This is a genomic window from Mycolicibacterium holsaticum DSM 44478 = JCM 12374 (assembly GCF_019645835.1).
Classification (GTDB): domain Bacteria; phylum Actinomycetota; class Actinomycetes; order Mycobacteriales; family Mycobacteriaceae; genus Mycobacterium; species Mycobacterium holsaticum.
Genome location: NZ_CP080998.1, coordinates 4910932 through 4925036, shown reverse-complemented (window position 1 = coordinate 4925036; position 14105 = coordinate 4910932). Strand labels below are relative to the sequence as shown.

The window sequence follows — 14105 nt, the reverse complement described above, 5'->3', positions numbered from 1 at the left end:
TCCGTGAGCTATGCCGGAGACATCACACCGCAGGAGGCCTGGGCGCTGCTGACCGACGACCCAGAGGCGGTACTGGTGGACTGTCGCACCGCGGCCGAGTGGCACTTCGTCGGGGTTCCCGATCTTGCCACGCTGCAGCGCGATGTCGTGTTCATCGAGTGGAACCGCACGGACGGAACTCACAACGAGGCGTTCGTCGACGACCTCGTCCAACAGATCGGCGACGCAGGCAACCGCCCGGTGGTGTTCCTGTGCCGCTCGGGTAACCGCTCGATCGGCGCGGCCGAGGCCGCCACCGCAGCCGGCATCGCGCCGTCCTACAACGTGCTCGACGGGTTCGAGGGCCACCTCGACGAGCACAGACACCGCGGCAGGAGCGGCTGGAAGGCGGTCGGCCTGCCCTGGACGCAGTCATGAGCGGCCCCGACACCGACCACGACGAGGTGCCGTCGGTGCGCCGCCCAGCCGAACTGCCCAACGGCGTCGGCCAGGCCACCATCGGGGTGCGCGGGGGGCTGCTGCGCTCGCAGTTCGAAGAAACCGCCGAGCCGATATACCTGACGTCGGGATACGTCTACGCGTCGGCCGCCGAGGCCGAGAAGTCGTTCACCGGTGAGATCGACCGCTACGTGTACTCCCGCTACGGGAACCCGACCATCTCGATGTTCGAGGAGCGGCTGCGCCTGATCGAAGGTGCGCCCGCGTGCTTTGCGACGGCCACCGGGATGGCGGCGGTGTTCACGTCGCTGGGGGCGCTGCTGGGCGCCGGTGACCGTCTGGTCGCCGCGCGCAGCCTGTTCGGGTCGTGCTTTGTGGTGTGCAACGAGATCCTGCCGCGATGGGGGGTGGAGACGGTCTTCGTCGACGGTGAGGACCTGTCCCAGTGGGAAGAGGCGCTGTCGGTCCCGACCACGGCGGTGTTCTTCGAGACCCCGTCGAACCCGATGCAGTCGTTGGTCGACATCGCCGCGGTGTGCGACCTGGCCCACGCAGCGGGTGCAAAAGTGGTGCTGGACAACGTGTTCGCGACGCCGATCCTGCAGCAGGGTTTTCCGTTGGGGGTCGACGTCGTGGTGTATTCGGCCACCAAACACATCGACGGGCAGGGCCGCGTCCTCGGCGGGGCGATCCTGGGGGACAAGGCCTACATCGATGAACCGGTGCAGAAGCTGATGCGGCACACCGGCCCGGCGATCAGCGCGTTCAACGCCTGGACGCTGCTGAAAGGGTTGGAGACGTTGTCGGTTCGGGTGGATTACCAGAACACGTCGGCGCAGCGGATCGCCGAGTTCCTCGAGAATCATCCCGCCGTCAGCTGGGTGCGATACCCGTTCCTGGAATCCCATCCGCAGTACGACCTGGCCAAGCGGCAGATGACCGGCGGCGGCACTGTCATCACGTTCGAGCTCGCAGGCGCCGGCGGTGCCGGCAATCCAGCCACGGCCAAACAGCGCGCGTTCGAGGTACTCGACAAGCTGCAACTGGTCGACATATCCAATAACCTGGGCGACGCCAAGTCGCTGGTCACCCACCCCTCCACCACCACCCACCGCGCGATGGGCCCCGAGGGCAGGGCGGCGATCGGCCTCGGCGACGGGGTGGTGCGAATCTCGGTGGGGCTGGAGGACACTGACGATCTGATCGCCGACATCGACCAGGCGCTGAGTTAGTTGTCACGGCGGACGGACGCGAAAAAGGCGCGGCGACGCAAGCGGCGCGCGGCGCGTGACGAGCGTTGGGTGCCCTACTCCGTCATGGACGCGATGTCCGAGGACATCGAACTGGCTGCGGTGCTCGAGGAGTTCGACAAGCGAATCACCGAGCGCGGCTGGGTATTCGACGACGAATCCTCTGACGACGAGTCGGCATTGTGGTGTTATCCACCGTCACAAGCCGACGTCGTGGACGACGAGATCGTCGACATGACGACGATCGTGTTGGTGGCTGCCGACGGGGCAGACGTCGTCCACGTGGTGTTCGTCGGCACCAGCGATGACTACCAGTTCGGCTTCGAGGAACTGTTCGAGAACCTCGATGCCGTCGAGGCGTACCGCAGCGGGGATCCGCGCCCGGTGTTCGGGTCCTGAAGCTTTAACGGCGCCACGAACGTTCCTTACCACTCGAACTTCTGGCCGAAATTCGAGCGGTAAGGAACGTTCGCGCGGCATGGAACCGGGCGCCGGGCCACGCGCGTCTTATACCCATGGGCCCATTCATTGGTTCGGAAGCGGTGGCCGCCGGAGTCGTCAACCGGTACCAGCTGGCCACCCGACACGACGCAGTGTTTCGCAACGTGTACGTACCCAGCGGATACGTCGTCACGGCTGTCGACAAGGCAGTGGCGGCGTGGCTGTGGTCGGAGCGGCGCGCCACCGCTGCCGGTCTTTCCGCCGCCGCGCTGCACGGCACGCTATGGATCGACGCGCACCTGCCTGCCGAAATCAATCAGCCACATCGCCACAAGACCACGGGAATCTTGCTGCACTCCGACAAGCTCGCGGACGACGAGGTATGTGTCGTGAACGGTATACCGGCGACCACCCCCGCACGAACGGCCTACGACCTGGGACGTCGCCGTGGGCTCACCACAGCCGTGATCCGGCTCGACGCGCTGATGCAGGCGACCGAGCTCAAGCCCGCTGACATCCAGTTGCTCGCCGATCGCCACCGCGGTGCACGGGGCATCGTCCAGTTGCGTGAAGCAATCAGCCTGTCCGATGCCGGTGCGGAGTCGCCCCAGGAGACGCGTACCCGACTGATCCTGACGCAGGCCGGGTTGCGGCCGACGTGCACGCAGCTCGAGGTCTTTGATGAATGGGGTGATTTCGTCGGCCGCATCGACATGGGCTGGGACGAGTGGCGGGTCGGCGTGGAGTACGACGGGATTCAGCACTGGACGGACCCCCGGGTCCGGGAGAAGGACATCGAGAAGCAGGCCAAATTCCAGGGTTTGGGATGGCGGATCATTCGCGTCAGCGCGAACATGCTCCGCAACCGTCCCCATGTCGTCATCGGTCGCACTCGAGCGGCTTTGCGTGCCGCGGGCGCATCAATGTGAACCCGCCGCGAACGTTCCTTACCACTCGAAACTTCCGCGAAAGTTCGGGCGGTAAGGAACGTTCGCGCCGCATGGAAGCGGTCGGCGGGCTACTTCTTGTCCGGTCCTTCTACCACGCCCTGGGCGGCCTGCGCGCGCTGCTCATAGCCCTGCCGCGCAGAGGTGTCGAACTCGAGGAACACCCGGTCCAGGCCGAGTTTCTTGTTCAGCCACCGGCGTCCGCGCGGCCCGAGCATCTGGGCGGCCTGCGCGGTGAAGCGCAGCGGAGGTGGAACCGACACATGGGTTTTCGGTTTCTGCAGGGTCTTGACGACCGCCGCGGCGATGTCCTCGGGCTCCACCGGCTTGATGGCTCCGCCGCTCTTGGTGCCCGAGATCAGCTCGGTGTTGGTGAACGGCGGCATGACGACCGAGACGTCCACGCCGTGCGGGGCCATCTCGTCGGCCAGCGCGGCCGACAGCCCGACCACGCCGAACTTGGCGCCCACGTACACGACCTGACCGGGCACCGGGATCAGCCCGGACAGCGAGGCGATGTTGATGATGTGGCCGCTGCGGCGCGCGATCATCCCCGGCAGTACCAGCTGGCAGCCCGCGATCACGCCGTACAGGTTCACCTCGATCGAGGACCGGATGGACTGCTCGGACTGCTCGAGGAACGGCCCGATCGGCATCACGCCGGCGTTGTTGATCAGCACATCGATATGGCCGCCGCCGTCGGTGCGGGCCTTGTCCAGAAACGTCGCGAACGACTCGCGGTCGGTGACGTCGAGCGGATAGCCCGACACCGGGCCGAGCTTGGTGAGCTGGGCGACGGCCGATTCCTGGAACGCCACGTCACGGTCGCCGATCACCACCCGCGCGCCGTGTTCCAGCAGCGCTTTGGCGGTCGCATATCCGATGCCGCGGGCAGCCCCGGTGATGGCGATGGTCTTGCCCCTGATGTTGTCCATGCGGCCGAACTTTACACGTGTCAAGTTCGGGGTGAAAGTGCGCAGGGATGCACCCGACCGCGGTATCCACCCGGCGAAGTTCGCGAAGCAAGTCCTTGGTGGCCTAAGTAAGTACTTGCTACCTTGTGTTGCATGGGTCGCACGGGTCAACGACAGGGGGCGCAGATGGCGGGTTCCGACGACGCCGAAACCGTCGAGGTGCTGATCCTGGGTGCGGGGCTGTGCGGTGTCGCCGCGGCCGTCGAACTCGGCCGCGCGGGCATCGACGATGTCGTCATTGTCGAGCGTGCGGGCAGCGTTGGCGGTACCTGGCATCACAACACGTATCCGGGGTGCGCGGTCGACATCCCGTCCCACGTGTACAGCTTCTCGTATGCGCTCAAGCCCGATTGGTCGCGTGTGTACGGCACCCGCGCCGAGTTGGAGGCCTACATCGGCGCTGTGGTCGACGACTTCGGTGTGCGCGACAAGGTGCGGCTCCACACCGAGGTGCTCGACGCGCAGTGGGACAACGCCGACGGCCGCTGGAATATCGTGACGGATCGCGGCGTGTTCCGGGCGCGGTTCTTCGTGATCGCCGCCGGCCCGCTGCACGATCCGGTCATTCCGAAGCTACCCGGCCAAGACCTGTTCCGGGGCAGGGCATTTCATTCGTCGGCCTGGCCCACCGATCTCGACCTCAGCGGCCGTACGGTCGTGGCGATCGGCACCGGTGCGTCGGCGATCCAGTTCGTACCGGCGGTGCAGCCGCAGGTCGCCAAACTCACGCTCGTGCAGCGCACCCCGTCGTGGGTGTTGCCGAAACCGGACTGGGAGATCTCGGCGACCTCGAAGCGGTATCTGACTCGAATCCCGCTGCTGATGAAGCTCATCAGGCTGGTCACCTGGCTGCTCATGGACGCCTTCACCACCGCGGCCATCCGTTCACAGCGGTTCGCCGGCGCCGTGTTGGGGTCTATCTGCCGAATGCACATCCGCCGGTGGATCAAGGACGATGCGACGCGACGGGCGTTGACGCCTGCCTACCTGCCGACGTGCAAGCGGCTCTGCTTTTCCAACGACTATTACCGTGCGCTTGCCCAGCCCAACATCGACTTGGTGACCTCGCCGGCCGTCGGATTGCGCGAGCATTCCGTAGTGACTGCGGACGGCCGCGAAATACCAGCTGACACAGTCATTTACGGCACCGGATTTCACACGATGCAGCACCATCCCGTCGCCGAACGTATCCGCGGCCGGTCCGGCGAGACGTTGGCCGAAGTATGGAAGGGCGATCCCAAGGCGTACCTGGGCACCACGATCAACGGGTTTCCCAACGCGTTTCTGATGTTCGGGCCCAACGTCGGCACGTTGTCTGGCTTCACGATGGCCGAGGCGCAGGCCACCTACCTCGTCGGCGCCATCAAAGAAACCAATCGCCTCGGGGTGCCCGCACTCGAGGTGTCGGCTGCGGCGCAGGAGCGGTTCGTCGCCGAGGCCGACGAGATGTTGGACAAATCCACGTTCGCCCTCGGTGGCTGCGACAGTTACTACCTCGCCGACGGTCACCGGCGGGTGTCGTTGCCCTGGCCCGGGACGATGTTTTCGCTCACCAGGCGGCTTCGCACATTCGATGCGGCGTCCTACGAGCCCGTCGGAGCCGCGGGATAAGTCAGCGCTCTGGCGGGGTTCCCACGCCGTGGATGAGCATGGACGTGATCGCCTCTGCCGTTGCGGCACGATCGCGCTCACGCGCATTCAGCCGGTCGGCGGTGGCGACGAACCATGCCATCCCGACGGCCAGCCGAACCATCAGCGCGACGTCGAAGTCCTTGTGCCGCCATGCCGAAAGGTTCGCCTCGACGACACGCTCGATGTCATTGAGCGCCGGGTCGATGCGGTTGCGGAAATACTCCCCGGCGCGGTCGGCCTGCCCGAACAGCATGACGCCCATCAGCGGACCGATCTCGTCCATGACCCCAAGCAGATCGAAAATGAAGCGATAGGTCCGGTCGTACATCACCGTGCCGGTGGCATCGAACTCTTCTGGAGGGGCGCCGGATAACTCGACGACCTTGTTCACCGCCTCCTCGAGCGGTGCGGCGACCGCAGCTTCGAACAACTCCTCTTTCGACCCGAAGTGGCGGTAGAGCAGCGCCTCGTTCACCCCCGCCGCGGCTGCCAGATCTCGCGTGCGGGCGCCGTCGAACCCGGTCTGCTCGAATACTTGGCGGGCGGCCTGGATGATCTGCTGTCGGCGTTCGTCGGCGGAGAGGCGCGGCTGCGGATTCGAGTAGGGGGCGCGGCTACGAGCCGATCTAGACGGCACCGGCAGCCCGCGTGGTAAGTGAATACTTCACCCGCTGAGTATAGGGACCTCTCCTCGCCAACCGCGGGATCGGCCGAACCCCCAGCCGTGCGCGGTAGGGTCGCGTGCGAAGTGCCGCATCCTCAACCTCGTTTCGTATCGGTGGGCCAGGACGACCCGCTGGCCCAGCCGCTGCTCGCCGAGTTGGCGGTGGAATACGCGGGTCGCTACGGCGGCACCGAGGAGCGCGTCATGAAATGGCTGCGTTCGGTTCCGTCGGACGCGTTCGCCCCGCCGAGTGGCGGGCTGCTGATCGGACTGGTCGGTGAGCAACCGGTGACCGGCGGCGGGTTCTGCCGCTTCGACGACGACACCGCAGAGCTCAAGCGCATCTGGACCGACAGCCGGTTCCGGCGCCGGGGCCACGCGCGGGCACTGCTTGCCGCGTTGGAGGCCAAGATCGCTGCGCGCGGCTACCGGCGGGTGTACCTGATGACCGGTGATCGCCAACCGGAGGCCGAAGCGCTTTATTCTGCAACCGGATACACGCGGCTGGACGAGCCGCTGCCCGCCGACGGCGAGGTTTTCCCGGTGGCGTTTGCGAAGACCCTGGACGGGCACCCCTCGCAGATCGGCGCGGCTGACAGCGAGGACACGGAAGTGGGCATGTGACGTTGACGCAGACGACCGTCGGCTGGCTGATCCTGTTGGCCGCCGTCGGAGCGTTTGCGCTCGGAGTCGCGTCGCGGGTATTCATCGGCCGCAGGCGCAACACCCGGGCGGTGCGGGGCCTGGTGCACGCGTTCCGCAAGACCGGCGTGGCACGGGTGCTGTTCGGCCGGTTCCAGGACGACGTGCTCGACGACGACGAACTCGACAGCATGATCCTGATGCCGGCCATCGTGGTGGCGTGCGGCCTGTGCCTGACGGCGATCTTCTTGCTGGGCTACCAGACCCTCACCTGAGAGTCGATCCGCGCCTCGCGGTGTCGGCGGCCTCCCGGATCGACCCGCGCCACACCGGGCCGTGCCCGGGCAGCAGCACCTCGGCGTCGAGCATCGCCAGGGCGTCCAGGCTGCGCACACAGCCGTCCTGGTCGTGGTTGAACAGCGTGGGCAGCAGCTGCGGCCCGCCGCGCGGTGCCAGCGGGTGCCCGGTGACCAGAGCGTCGCCGCTGACCAGCACACCGTCTACGACGTACGAGCAGTGACCGCCGGTGTGGCCGGGGGTGGGAATCGCCATCGGCCGGCCGGGCAGGCGGGCGGCGACGTCCTCGGTGAGCGCCTGGGTGGCCGGGATTCCTTCGCGGATCAGCGCGCCCTTGCGCGCGATGGCCACGCTCCACGCGAGATACCGCGGATGCCAGATGTGTTTGGCGATGTCGACCGGCGAGGCCTGCTCGAGATACTCGCGCTTGGCGTGTCCCACCTCGGCGCCGTGCGAATACACTGGTGTGCCATGGGTTTTGGAAAACCAGATGGCCGACCCGAAATGGTCGATGTGGGCGTGGGTCAACAGGATCGCGCGCAGGTGCTCGACCCCGAAGCCCAGCTGACGCAGCGACGCCAGCACGTCGTTGCGGCTGCCGGGGAACCCGGCGTCGATCAGCAGTACACCGTCGTCGTCGGTGACGAGCGTCCAGTTGACCAGGTCGGTGTGCGCGAAATGGACGTTGTCGGTGATGGCGGTCAGGACCGGGGCCATCCCGCGATTCTAGGTAGTGGAGTAGAAACGAACACGTGGCTGAACTCAAACTGGGATACAAGGCGTCGGCGGAACAATTCGCCCCGCGCGAACTCGTCGAACTGGGCGTGGAGGCCGAAGCGCACGGCATGGACAGCGCGACCGTCAGCGATCACTTCCAGCCCTGGCGCCATGAGGGCGGCCATGCGCCGTTCTCGCTCGCCTGGATGACGGCGGTCGGTGAACGCACCGAGCGGATCGTGCTGGGCACGTCGGTGCTGACGCCGACGTTCCGCTACAACCCCGCCGTGATCGCGCAGGCGTTCGCCACCATGGGTTGTCTATATCCGAACCGGATCTTCCTCGGGGTGGGCACCGGGGAGGCGCTCAACGAGATCGCCACCGGGTACGAGGGTGACTGGCCGGAGTTCAAGGAGCGGTTCGCCCGGCTGCGCGAATCCGTGCGGCTGATGCGTGAGCTGTGGGTCGGTGACCGGGTTGATTTCGACGGCGAGTACTACCACACCAAGGGCGCGTCGATCTACGACGTGCCAGAGGGCGGCATTCCGGTCTACATCGCCGCCGGCGGCCCGGTGGTGGCCAAGTACGCCGGGCGCGCGGGCGACGGTTTCATCTGCACCTCGGGCAAGGGTGAGGAGCTCTACAAGGACAAGCTCATCCCCGCGGTCGCAGAAGGTGCCCAGGCTGCAGACCGCAGCGCCGATGAGATCGACCGGATGATCGAGATCAAGATCTCTTATGACCCCGACCCGGACCTGGCGCTGGAGAACACCCGGTTCTGGGCGCCGCTGTCGCTGACCGCCGAGCAGAAGCACAGCATCGATGACCCGATCGAGATGGAGAAGGCCGCCAACGCGCTGCCCATCGAACAGGTCGCCAAGCGCTGGATCGTCGCGTCAGATCCCGACGAAGCCGTGGAAAAGGTCGGCCAGTACGTGAAGTGGGGCCTCAACCACCTCGTTTTCCATGCGCCGGGGCACGATCAGCGCCGGTTCCTGGACCTGTTTCAGAAGGATCTGGCGCCCCGGCTGCGCCGGCTTGGTTGATCTTGGCGTCGGGCGGCCGGGTATTCGCCGGCCGCCCGGTGGCCCGGTAGACCCGGAACCGTTCGTCGCCCGTCGCGCCGTACACCGAATGCACCAGCGTGCCGAGACCGGCGCCGTCCTGCCACAGGGTGGGGTAGCGCAGGTTCAGCGCATCGGCGTTGCTGATCGTCGGGTTGCTGGCCACGATGTACTGCACGCCGAAATCCCACGGCCGGTTCAGCGCGGGGGCGAAGTCGTAGTCGCTGGTGATCAAGAACTGGCGTGGCCGGTCAGACGCCAACCAGACACCCCACGTGTTGAATGTGTCCATCAGGACTGAGCCGTCGGGTAATTGCTTGCGATCGAAGTAGTCGGCCAGCGCGCGATCGTTGACCATCAGTCGGCGGTACCACTGTTCGTCGGGCGGATACCGGTCGGGGTCGACCAAAGACCGCAAGCCGAACTGGAGTTGCTGATTGCCGATTCGTTCGTCCGACATCGCTGCCACCGTCACCGGAATCCCGATCATCAGCGAAACGCACACCAGTACAGCGCCGACGCGGCTCGCGACATCGTTGACGCGCCACCGAACGTTTTCGCGCGCTGAGTCGGGTTCCCACAGCGCCAGCGCGACACAGATCACCAGCGGGATCGCCAGCAGATAGAACCGGAACCAGCCGAACGTGGCCGACGTGTACTGTCCCCATACTGCGAATGCCAGTACCGGGCCCAGCACCGCGACCGGTACCAGCACGTCGGCCTTTCGGCGCAGCACACTGTGCGCCACAGCGATGGCCACAGCAAGCACGACAAAGGGCTGCATACCGAGGAGCCGGGCAGCGATCACCACCCAATCGCTGGAGGCCGCCTCGGCAAGCGGGCCGCCACGCTCCATGGCCGCGGTCACCTGACTGTCGTTGCCGTACTGCGAGGACAACGTCGCGAACAATTCGCCGGAAACCACCCAGCTGGTCATCGCCCAGACGATGAACGCCGCCGCCAACGGAAAGAGCACGATGATCACGCAGAGTATGGCGTTGTTGACTCGTTGCGATCGTCGCGCGGTCTGGAACGCGACGACGCCAACCAGCAGAGCCGCCCCGCATGCGGCGGGGACCGTTTCATAACGGCACAGGTAACCCAGGCCCAAAGCGATACCCGCCCAAGCAAGATCGCCAACGCGGTGGAGGTGCACCCACTGCATGAGGTGGCGGACGCACCAGAGGAGGCAGAAGGTCTCGGCCGCTTCACTCATCCCGGACGCGCCGTAGATGATGATCATCGGCTGCAGCGCGAAGCACCCGACGGCCAACCAGCGCCATGCCGTCCCCACCCTGCGGTCCAACGCGATCCGCCGCACCATCACTGCCGCGCCGGCCATGAACAATGCGCTCTGCACGACGCCGGCCAACCCGTGGGTCTTCAGCTCGGGCCACCACTGACTGAACGGAAGGATCGGGATCTGGACCATGCTGGGCAGTGGGTTCCAGACGAAACCGATGGCCGACAGATGTGGGTGACGGCTCATCACCACGTAGCCGGCGTTGGCAACCCGGCTCGGTGCATCCGGGTCGAACATGTTGAACCGCAACACAAGTACGGCCCCGACAGCGAAGTACAGTCCGGCCAGCACCGCGAACAGGCCCGCTCCCCACGCGCGGCCAGGTTCAGTCGCGGGCATCGGGTCGGCGGCCACGACAATTCCTGCGTCGCCGGCGATGACGGGCCGTTCGGTCATTACCTCACCGGGTTCGGCGTCGCCAGCGGACCATTACCAGCACCAGCGCTGCGATGGCTATCGCGACCCCGGCCGCGATCGACACCCATGCCCACCACTTCCAGGCGTCACCCGGGTATTCGTTCATCAGCCCGCCACCCTCACGGACAGTGAGGTTGACGGTGTGACGTTCGGCCCCGGTGGCGACGACATCGCCGCTCAAAGACGCCCAGCGATTCTCCAGACCGCGGATGTAATTGAACGACTCGGCCACCAGCGACCAATCACCGCTGCCGGAAATCGCCAACACCTTGCGGTCGTTATGGGTGAACGTCTGCACGACGCCCAACGGACCGCCCAGATCCAGATCGGTCTCCGGGTTGGCATTGACGCTGACGGTGTTCGGCGCACCCGGTTGAATCGGCGGCCTCATCCCCGCGTCGGCCAGTTCGCTGCCCCCGGTGACCGCGAGAAGGCCCGTGCCGGCCGAGGCGGCTGCGGCAAACGTCGTGAGCCGCGGGCGCAACGCCACTGTGGTCTGCTGTCCCATCAGGTTGATTGCTTGCGCGGCGTACGTCAGATGGTCGGGGCTGTCGATTGCCACATCGAAGTCAGGTGTGAACGCCATGGGCAGCACCGGGAAACCGCCGCGGTTATGGGTCCCTGGCGTAACGGTCACCGTCGACTGTGGGTCCAGCCAGAAGGTCATGCGATCGTTTGCGGGCGCACATTCCTGGCGCGGGGAATACCGCAACTCGAGTGCCAAACCGACGGTCGAAGTGATCGACTCCGGCGGAATGTCACCTGTCACGTCGAGCACACCGGATCCGTCCAGGACCCGGGTGGCCAGCACCGTCGATCCGGACCGGATCAAGACCGACGCCTCTCCGCCGACCACCGGTGTGTACTTGGCTTTGAGGTGGACCTTCGCGTGGCTGATCGAGCCGAGGGCGAACTTGCTGACGTCGAAGCCGGCGTACAGCGTGCTGGCGCCAAGGACCGACGCCTCACCGGTCATGCCGAGCTGGGCGAACGTCTTGATATTGGTCGCCTTGCTCCGGTCCTCCAGCGCCGAAAGAGTTGCGGCCGAAGGTGTCTGGGCCAGGCTGAAGCGGCGATCGGCAAACAGGTCGACCTGCTGCACGAGCTCTAGGCCACTGCCGGTGATCGCCAGCACCGCGCCGGGGCTACCTGGCTTCTCGACGGTCAGCGCCGCCGTGCCACCATCGCGAATGTCGATCACCCGTCGTGCGATGGCGCTCCCCGGCGGGACCGGGCCATCGGAGTTGTCCACCTCGATGCGCACGGGCATTGGGCGGTACAACTGGGTGAGCTCAGCGACCAGATCAAGCGCGGCCTGCTGCTGACTCTCCGTCGGTGCCGGGCCCACCCGGATCAAGACCTGGTCGAGGTAGCCGGGTAGAAAGTCTGCCACGGTGCGAGGGGCCGGAGTGGGTCCGGAGAACGCCGCGGCGAGTTGGCTCAGCGCCAGCGACGGCGGTTGTGTGCAACTGTCGGCGGCGGCGGCCGTCTTGTCGCGCAGGATGAAATTGAGCTGCGCCTGGCCGTCCTTGACTTCGGCGCGGGAGATGTCGACTTTGAAGGGAACGGTGGCCAGGTCGCCCGGCACCGGGATCGTGCCGAGCACGATGCCGCGTCTGTCGAGAACTTCGATCCGGCCTTGCACCACGTTGATCACCGACCCGATCTGACCGGTCAGCGTCGTGGGTTGCACACCCGAAGGCACGGGAACCGCGACCCCGGTGGCCTGGTTGGCCCCGATCAACTCCAACCGATCGGGCAGTCCCAACTCGGGCCAGACGATCGGCGGCGTCACATTCGAGCCGGGAACATCCTGACCCCTCGGCTCTGCCGAGGCGGCCGGCAGCGCAGGCGCGAGGACCTGCGCCCACAGGGCTGCGACGACGAGGAGGGGAGCCCCCGCAGTCCGGACGAGCGCTTTCACCGAATACCTCCAGCCGATGGTGACGGAGCGTTTGGATGGGTCAGGCCGTGCACGGTCTTCTCCCAGAAGAACGGCCGGAACACCAACTGATAGATGGCTTTAACGGCGGCGACGGCTTGCAGGACCCAGTACAGCGGGGTCAGAAGCGCGGCCGGCCACAGATGCGGTTTGCCGAGCTCCTTGGTGACGACCAAGCCGGAGAACACCGACAACGGGGCGCCGATCAGGAACAACGCCAAGCATACGTAGTAGGTCATCGGCGGAAAGACCATGGCGATGACGGGCGGGCGCCCCAGCACCCAGACCAGCATCGTGAACCAGAAAACCAGGTTGCAGACAGAGGTCAACGGCACCCCGCCGGTCATGTTGAGCAGCCGAAGGATGGACTTAGTGCCGATCTCGCGCCGCAGCCCGGCTGGGTTACGCAGATGCACCAGCATCGTCTGCAGGTAGCCCTTGTACCAGCGGGACCGCTGCCTGATCCAGTTCACCACGTCGGAGTTGGCTTCTTCCAACGTGATCGAGTCCAGGATCAGCGTGCGGTAACCGTGGCGCGCCAGCCGCACCCCGAGGTCAGCATCCTCGGTCACATTGAATTCGTCCCAACCGCCGACTTCGCGCCAGGTGCGGGTGGACATGTGATTAGAGGTGCCGCCGAGCGGGACCACGCAGCGTGCCTTCTCGACGGCGGGCAGGATGACGCCGAACCACTGGTCGTATTCCAGGGAGAACCAGCGGGTGAGCAGGTTCTGGCGCTCGTTGAAGTACCCGAGCCGGGCTTGCAGACAACCGATTTCGTCGGGCAGCCGTCGGAACGCGGCCACCGCGCGGCGCAGTTGCAGGGGGTCGGGGATGTCCTCGGCGTCGTAGATCGTCACCATCTCGCCACGCAGATCCGGTAACGACATCCCGTAGTTGCAGGCTTTCGGTTTCGTCTTCGGCAGGCTGTGGGGGACCAGCACGACGCGCACCGATTGGAGTTCGGCGCCGATCAGCGCCGCCTGGGTCGCGACGTCGTCCTCCTCGACCAACAAGAGCACTTCCAGCTTGTCGCGCGGGTAGTCGAGCTTGCCGACTCCGTTGATCAGGTTCGTCACGATCGACGGTTCGTCGTAGACGGGTAGCAGAACCGTGTACACGGGTAGTTCGTCGTCGGACAGCGCCAACGCTTCTTCGCGGGTCACGCGTACCATCGCCGAGGCTCGAAGACCCTTGAACAACAGGTAGTTTCGGTCCAGCGTGGCCGCCAAATAGAGCAGTGCCACCAGGCCGGTCAACAGTGGTGCGACGATGCGCGGCGCCGCGATCACCGCGCCCACCACGACCGCGCCCAGCAAGCCGAACCGGATCAGCGATGCACGGTTCATCGCCGTGCGCGCGGAGAAGTGGGCCGGC

Annotated in this window: 14 protein-coding genes; 8 read left to right on the top strand and 6 right to left on the bottom strand. The window is 66.1% G+C overall.

Annotated elements, in window-relative coordinates:
• The first annotated feature begins 3 nt into the window (after nucleotides 1–3).
• The 4 genes from K3U96_RS23780 (at nucleotide 4) to K3U96_RS23765 (ending at nucleotide 3058) form a co-directional block, all read left to right on the top strand.
• A complete protein-coding gene (locus K3U96_RS23780; RefSeq protein ID WP_069405457.1) occupies nucleotides 4–417 on the top strand; it encodes a rhodanese-like domain-containing protein in 414 nt (137 codons plus the stop codon).
• Nucleotides 414–1670, top strand: a complete 1257-nt coding sequence (locus K3U96_RS23775; RefSeq protein WP_220691274.1) for an O-succinylhomoserine sulfhydrylase — start codon at nucleotides 414–416, stop codon at nucleotides 1668–1670. The genes K3U96_RS23780 and K3U96_RS23775 overlap by 4 nt, the downstream gene beginning before the upstream one ends.
• Complete coding sequence (locus K3U96_RS23770; protein WP_220691273.1) at nucleotides 1671–2087, top strand: hypothetical protein; 417 nt, start codon at nucleotides 1671–1673, stop codon at nucleotides 2085–2087. It abuts the gene before it with no gap.
• Between the two features lie 116 nt (nucleotides 2088–2203).
• Complete coding sequence (locus K3U96_RS23765; RefSeq protein ID WP_220691272.1) at nucleotides 2204–3058, top strand: endonuclease domain-containing protein; 855 nt, start codon at nucleotides 2204–2206, stop codon at nucleotides 3056–3058.
• Nucleotides 3059–3147: 89 nt separating this feature from the next.
• Here K3U96_RS23765 and K3U96_RS23760 read toward each other — a convergent pair whose 3' ends face one another.
• A complete protein-coding gene (locus K3U96_RS23760) occupies nucleotides 3148–4011 on the bottom strand; it encodes an SDR family oxidoreductase (protein WP_069405460.1) in 864 nt (287 codons plus the stop codon).
• Nucleotides 4012–4176: 165 nt separating this feature from the next.
• Between K3U96_RS23760 and K3U96_RS23755 the strand changes: the two genes are divergently transcribed.
• Entirely contained in the window at nucleotides 4177–5661 is a 1485-nt protein-coding gene (locus K3U96_RS23755) for a flavin-containing monooxygenase (protein ID WP_220691271.1), read from the top strand.
• A 1-nt stretch (nucleotide 5662) separates the two neighbouring features.
• On the opposite strand, the gene K3U96_RS23750 is transcribed toward K3U96_RS23755, so the two are convergent.
• On the bottom strand, nucleotides 5663–6319 hold the full coding sequence (locus tag K3U96_RS23750) for a TetR/AcrR family transcriptional regulator (protein ID WP_069405462.1): 657 nt from the start codon (nucleotides 6317–6319) through the stop codon (nucleotides 5663–5665).
• A gap of 141 nt (nucleotides 6320–6460) precedes the next feature.
• On the opposite strand from K3U96_RS23750, the gene K3U96_RS23745 reads away from it, so the two are divergent.
• Together K3U96_RS23745 and K3U96_RS23740 are read left to right on the top strand one after the other, a co-directional pair.
• Nucleotides 6461–6970 (top strand): GNAT family N-acetyltransferase, encoded by a 510-nt coding sequence (locus tag K3U96_RS23745; RefSeq protein WP_230982270.1) that lies wholly within the window; start codon nucleotides 6461–6463, stop codon nucleotides 6968–6970.
• A gap of 2 nt (nucleotides 6971–6972) precedes the next feature.
• Nucleotides 6973–7263 carry a hypothetical protein gene (locus K3U96_RS23740; RefSeq protein ID WP_069405468.1) on the top strand — a complete coding sequence of 97 codons (291 nt, stop codon included), beginning with the start codon at nucleotides 6973–6975 and terminating at the stop codon, nucleotides 7261–7263.
• Here the strand turns inward: K3U96_RS23740 and K3U96_RS23735 are convergent.
• Nucleotides 7256–8002, bottom strand: a complete 747-nt coding sequence (locus K3U96_RS23735; RefSeq protein ID WP_069405464.1) for an MBL fold metallo-hydrolase — start codon at nucleotides 8000–8002, stop codon at nucleotides 7256–7258. The genes K3U96_RS23740 and K3U96_RS23735 overlap by 8 nt on opposite strands.
• A gap of 35 nt (nucleotides 8003–8037) precedes the next feature.
• On the opposite strand from K3U96_RS23735, the gene fgd reads away from it, so the two are divergent.
• Nucleotides 8038–9048: a glucose-6-phosphate dehydrogenase (coenzyme-F420) gene (fgd, locus tag K3U96_RS23730; RefSeq protein ID WP_220691269.1), complete on the top strand. Its 1011-nt coding sequence runs from the start codon at nucleotides 8038–8040 to the stop codon at nucleotides 9046–9048.
• Here the strand turns inward: fgd and K3U96_RS23725 are convergent.
• The 3 genes from K3U96_RS23725 to K3U96_RS23715 form a co-directional block, all read right to left on the bottom strand.
• Complete coding sequence (locus K3U96_RS23725) at nucleotides 8951–10708, bottom strand: ArnT family glycosyltransferase (RefSeq protein ID WP_372515051.1); 1758 nt, start codon at nucleotides 10706–10708, stop codon at nucleotides 8951–8953. The two genes, fgd and K3U96_RS23725, sit on opposite strands and share 98 nt — an antisense overlap.
• A gap of 61 nt (nucleotides 10709–10769) precedes the next feature.
• Nucleotides 10770–12710: a hypothetical protein gene (locus K3U96_RS23720; RefSeq protein WP_230982267.1), complete on the bottom strand. Its 1941-nt coding sequence runs from the start codon at nucleotides 12708–12710 to the stop codon at nucleotides 10770–10772.
• The gene (locus K3U96_RS23715) at nucleotides 12707–14077 is read right to left on the bottom strand and encodes a glycosyltransferase family 2 protein (RefSeq protein ID WP_220693662.1); all 1371 of its coding nucleotides are present in this window, start codon (nucleotides 14075–14077) and stop codon (nucleotides 12707–12709) included. Before K3U96_RS23715 ends, K3U96_RS23720 begins: the two co-directional genes overlap by 4 nt.
• Between the last annotated feature and the right edge of the window lie 28 nt (nucleotides 14078–14105).

Excerpts from the sequence above, each read along its gene's own strand:
- K3U96_RS23775 (WP_220691274.1), top strand. The coding sequence starts at position 414 with ATGAGCGGCCCCGACACCGACCACGACGAGGTGCCGTCGGTGCGCCGC.
- K3U96_RS23765 (WP_220691272.1), top strand. The coding sequence starts at position 2,204 with ATGGGCCCATTCATTGGTTCGGAAGCGGTGGCCGCCGGAGTCGTCAAC.
- K3U96_RS23760 (WP_069405460.1), bottom strand. The coding sequence starts at position 4,011 with ATGGACAACATCAGGGGCAAGACCATCGCCATCACCGGGGCTGCCCGC.
- K3U96_RS23755 (WP_220691271.1), top strand. The coding sequence starts at position 4,177 with ATGGCGGGTTCCGACGACGCCGAAACCGTCGAGGTGCTGATCCTGGGT.
- K3U96_RS23735 (WP_069405464.1), bottom strand. The coding sequence starts at position 8,002 with ATGGCCCCGGTCCTGACCGCCATCACCGACAACGTCCATTTCGCGCAC.
- K3U96_RS23725 (WP_372515051.1), bottom strand. The coding sequence starts at position 10,708 with ATGCCCGCGACTGAACCTGGCCGCGCGTGGGGAGCGGGCCTGTTCGCG.
- K3U96_RS23715 (WP_220693662.1), bottom strand. The coding sequence starts at position 14,077 with ATGAACCGTGCATCGCTGATCCGGTTCGGCTTGCTGGGCGCGGTCGTG.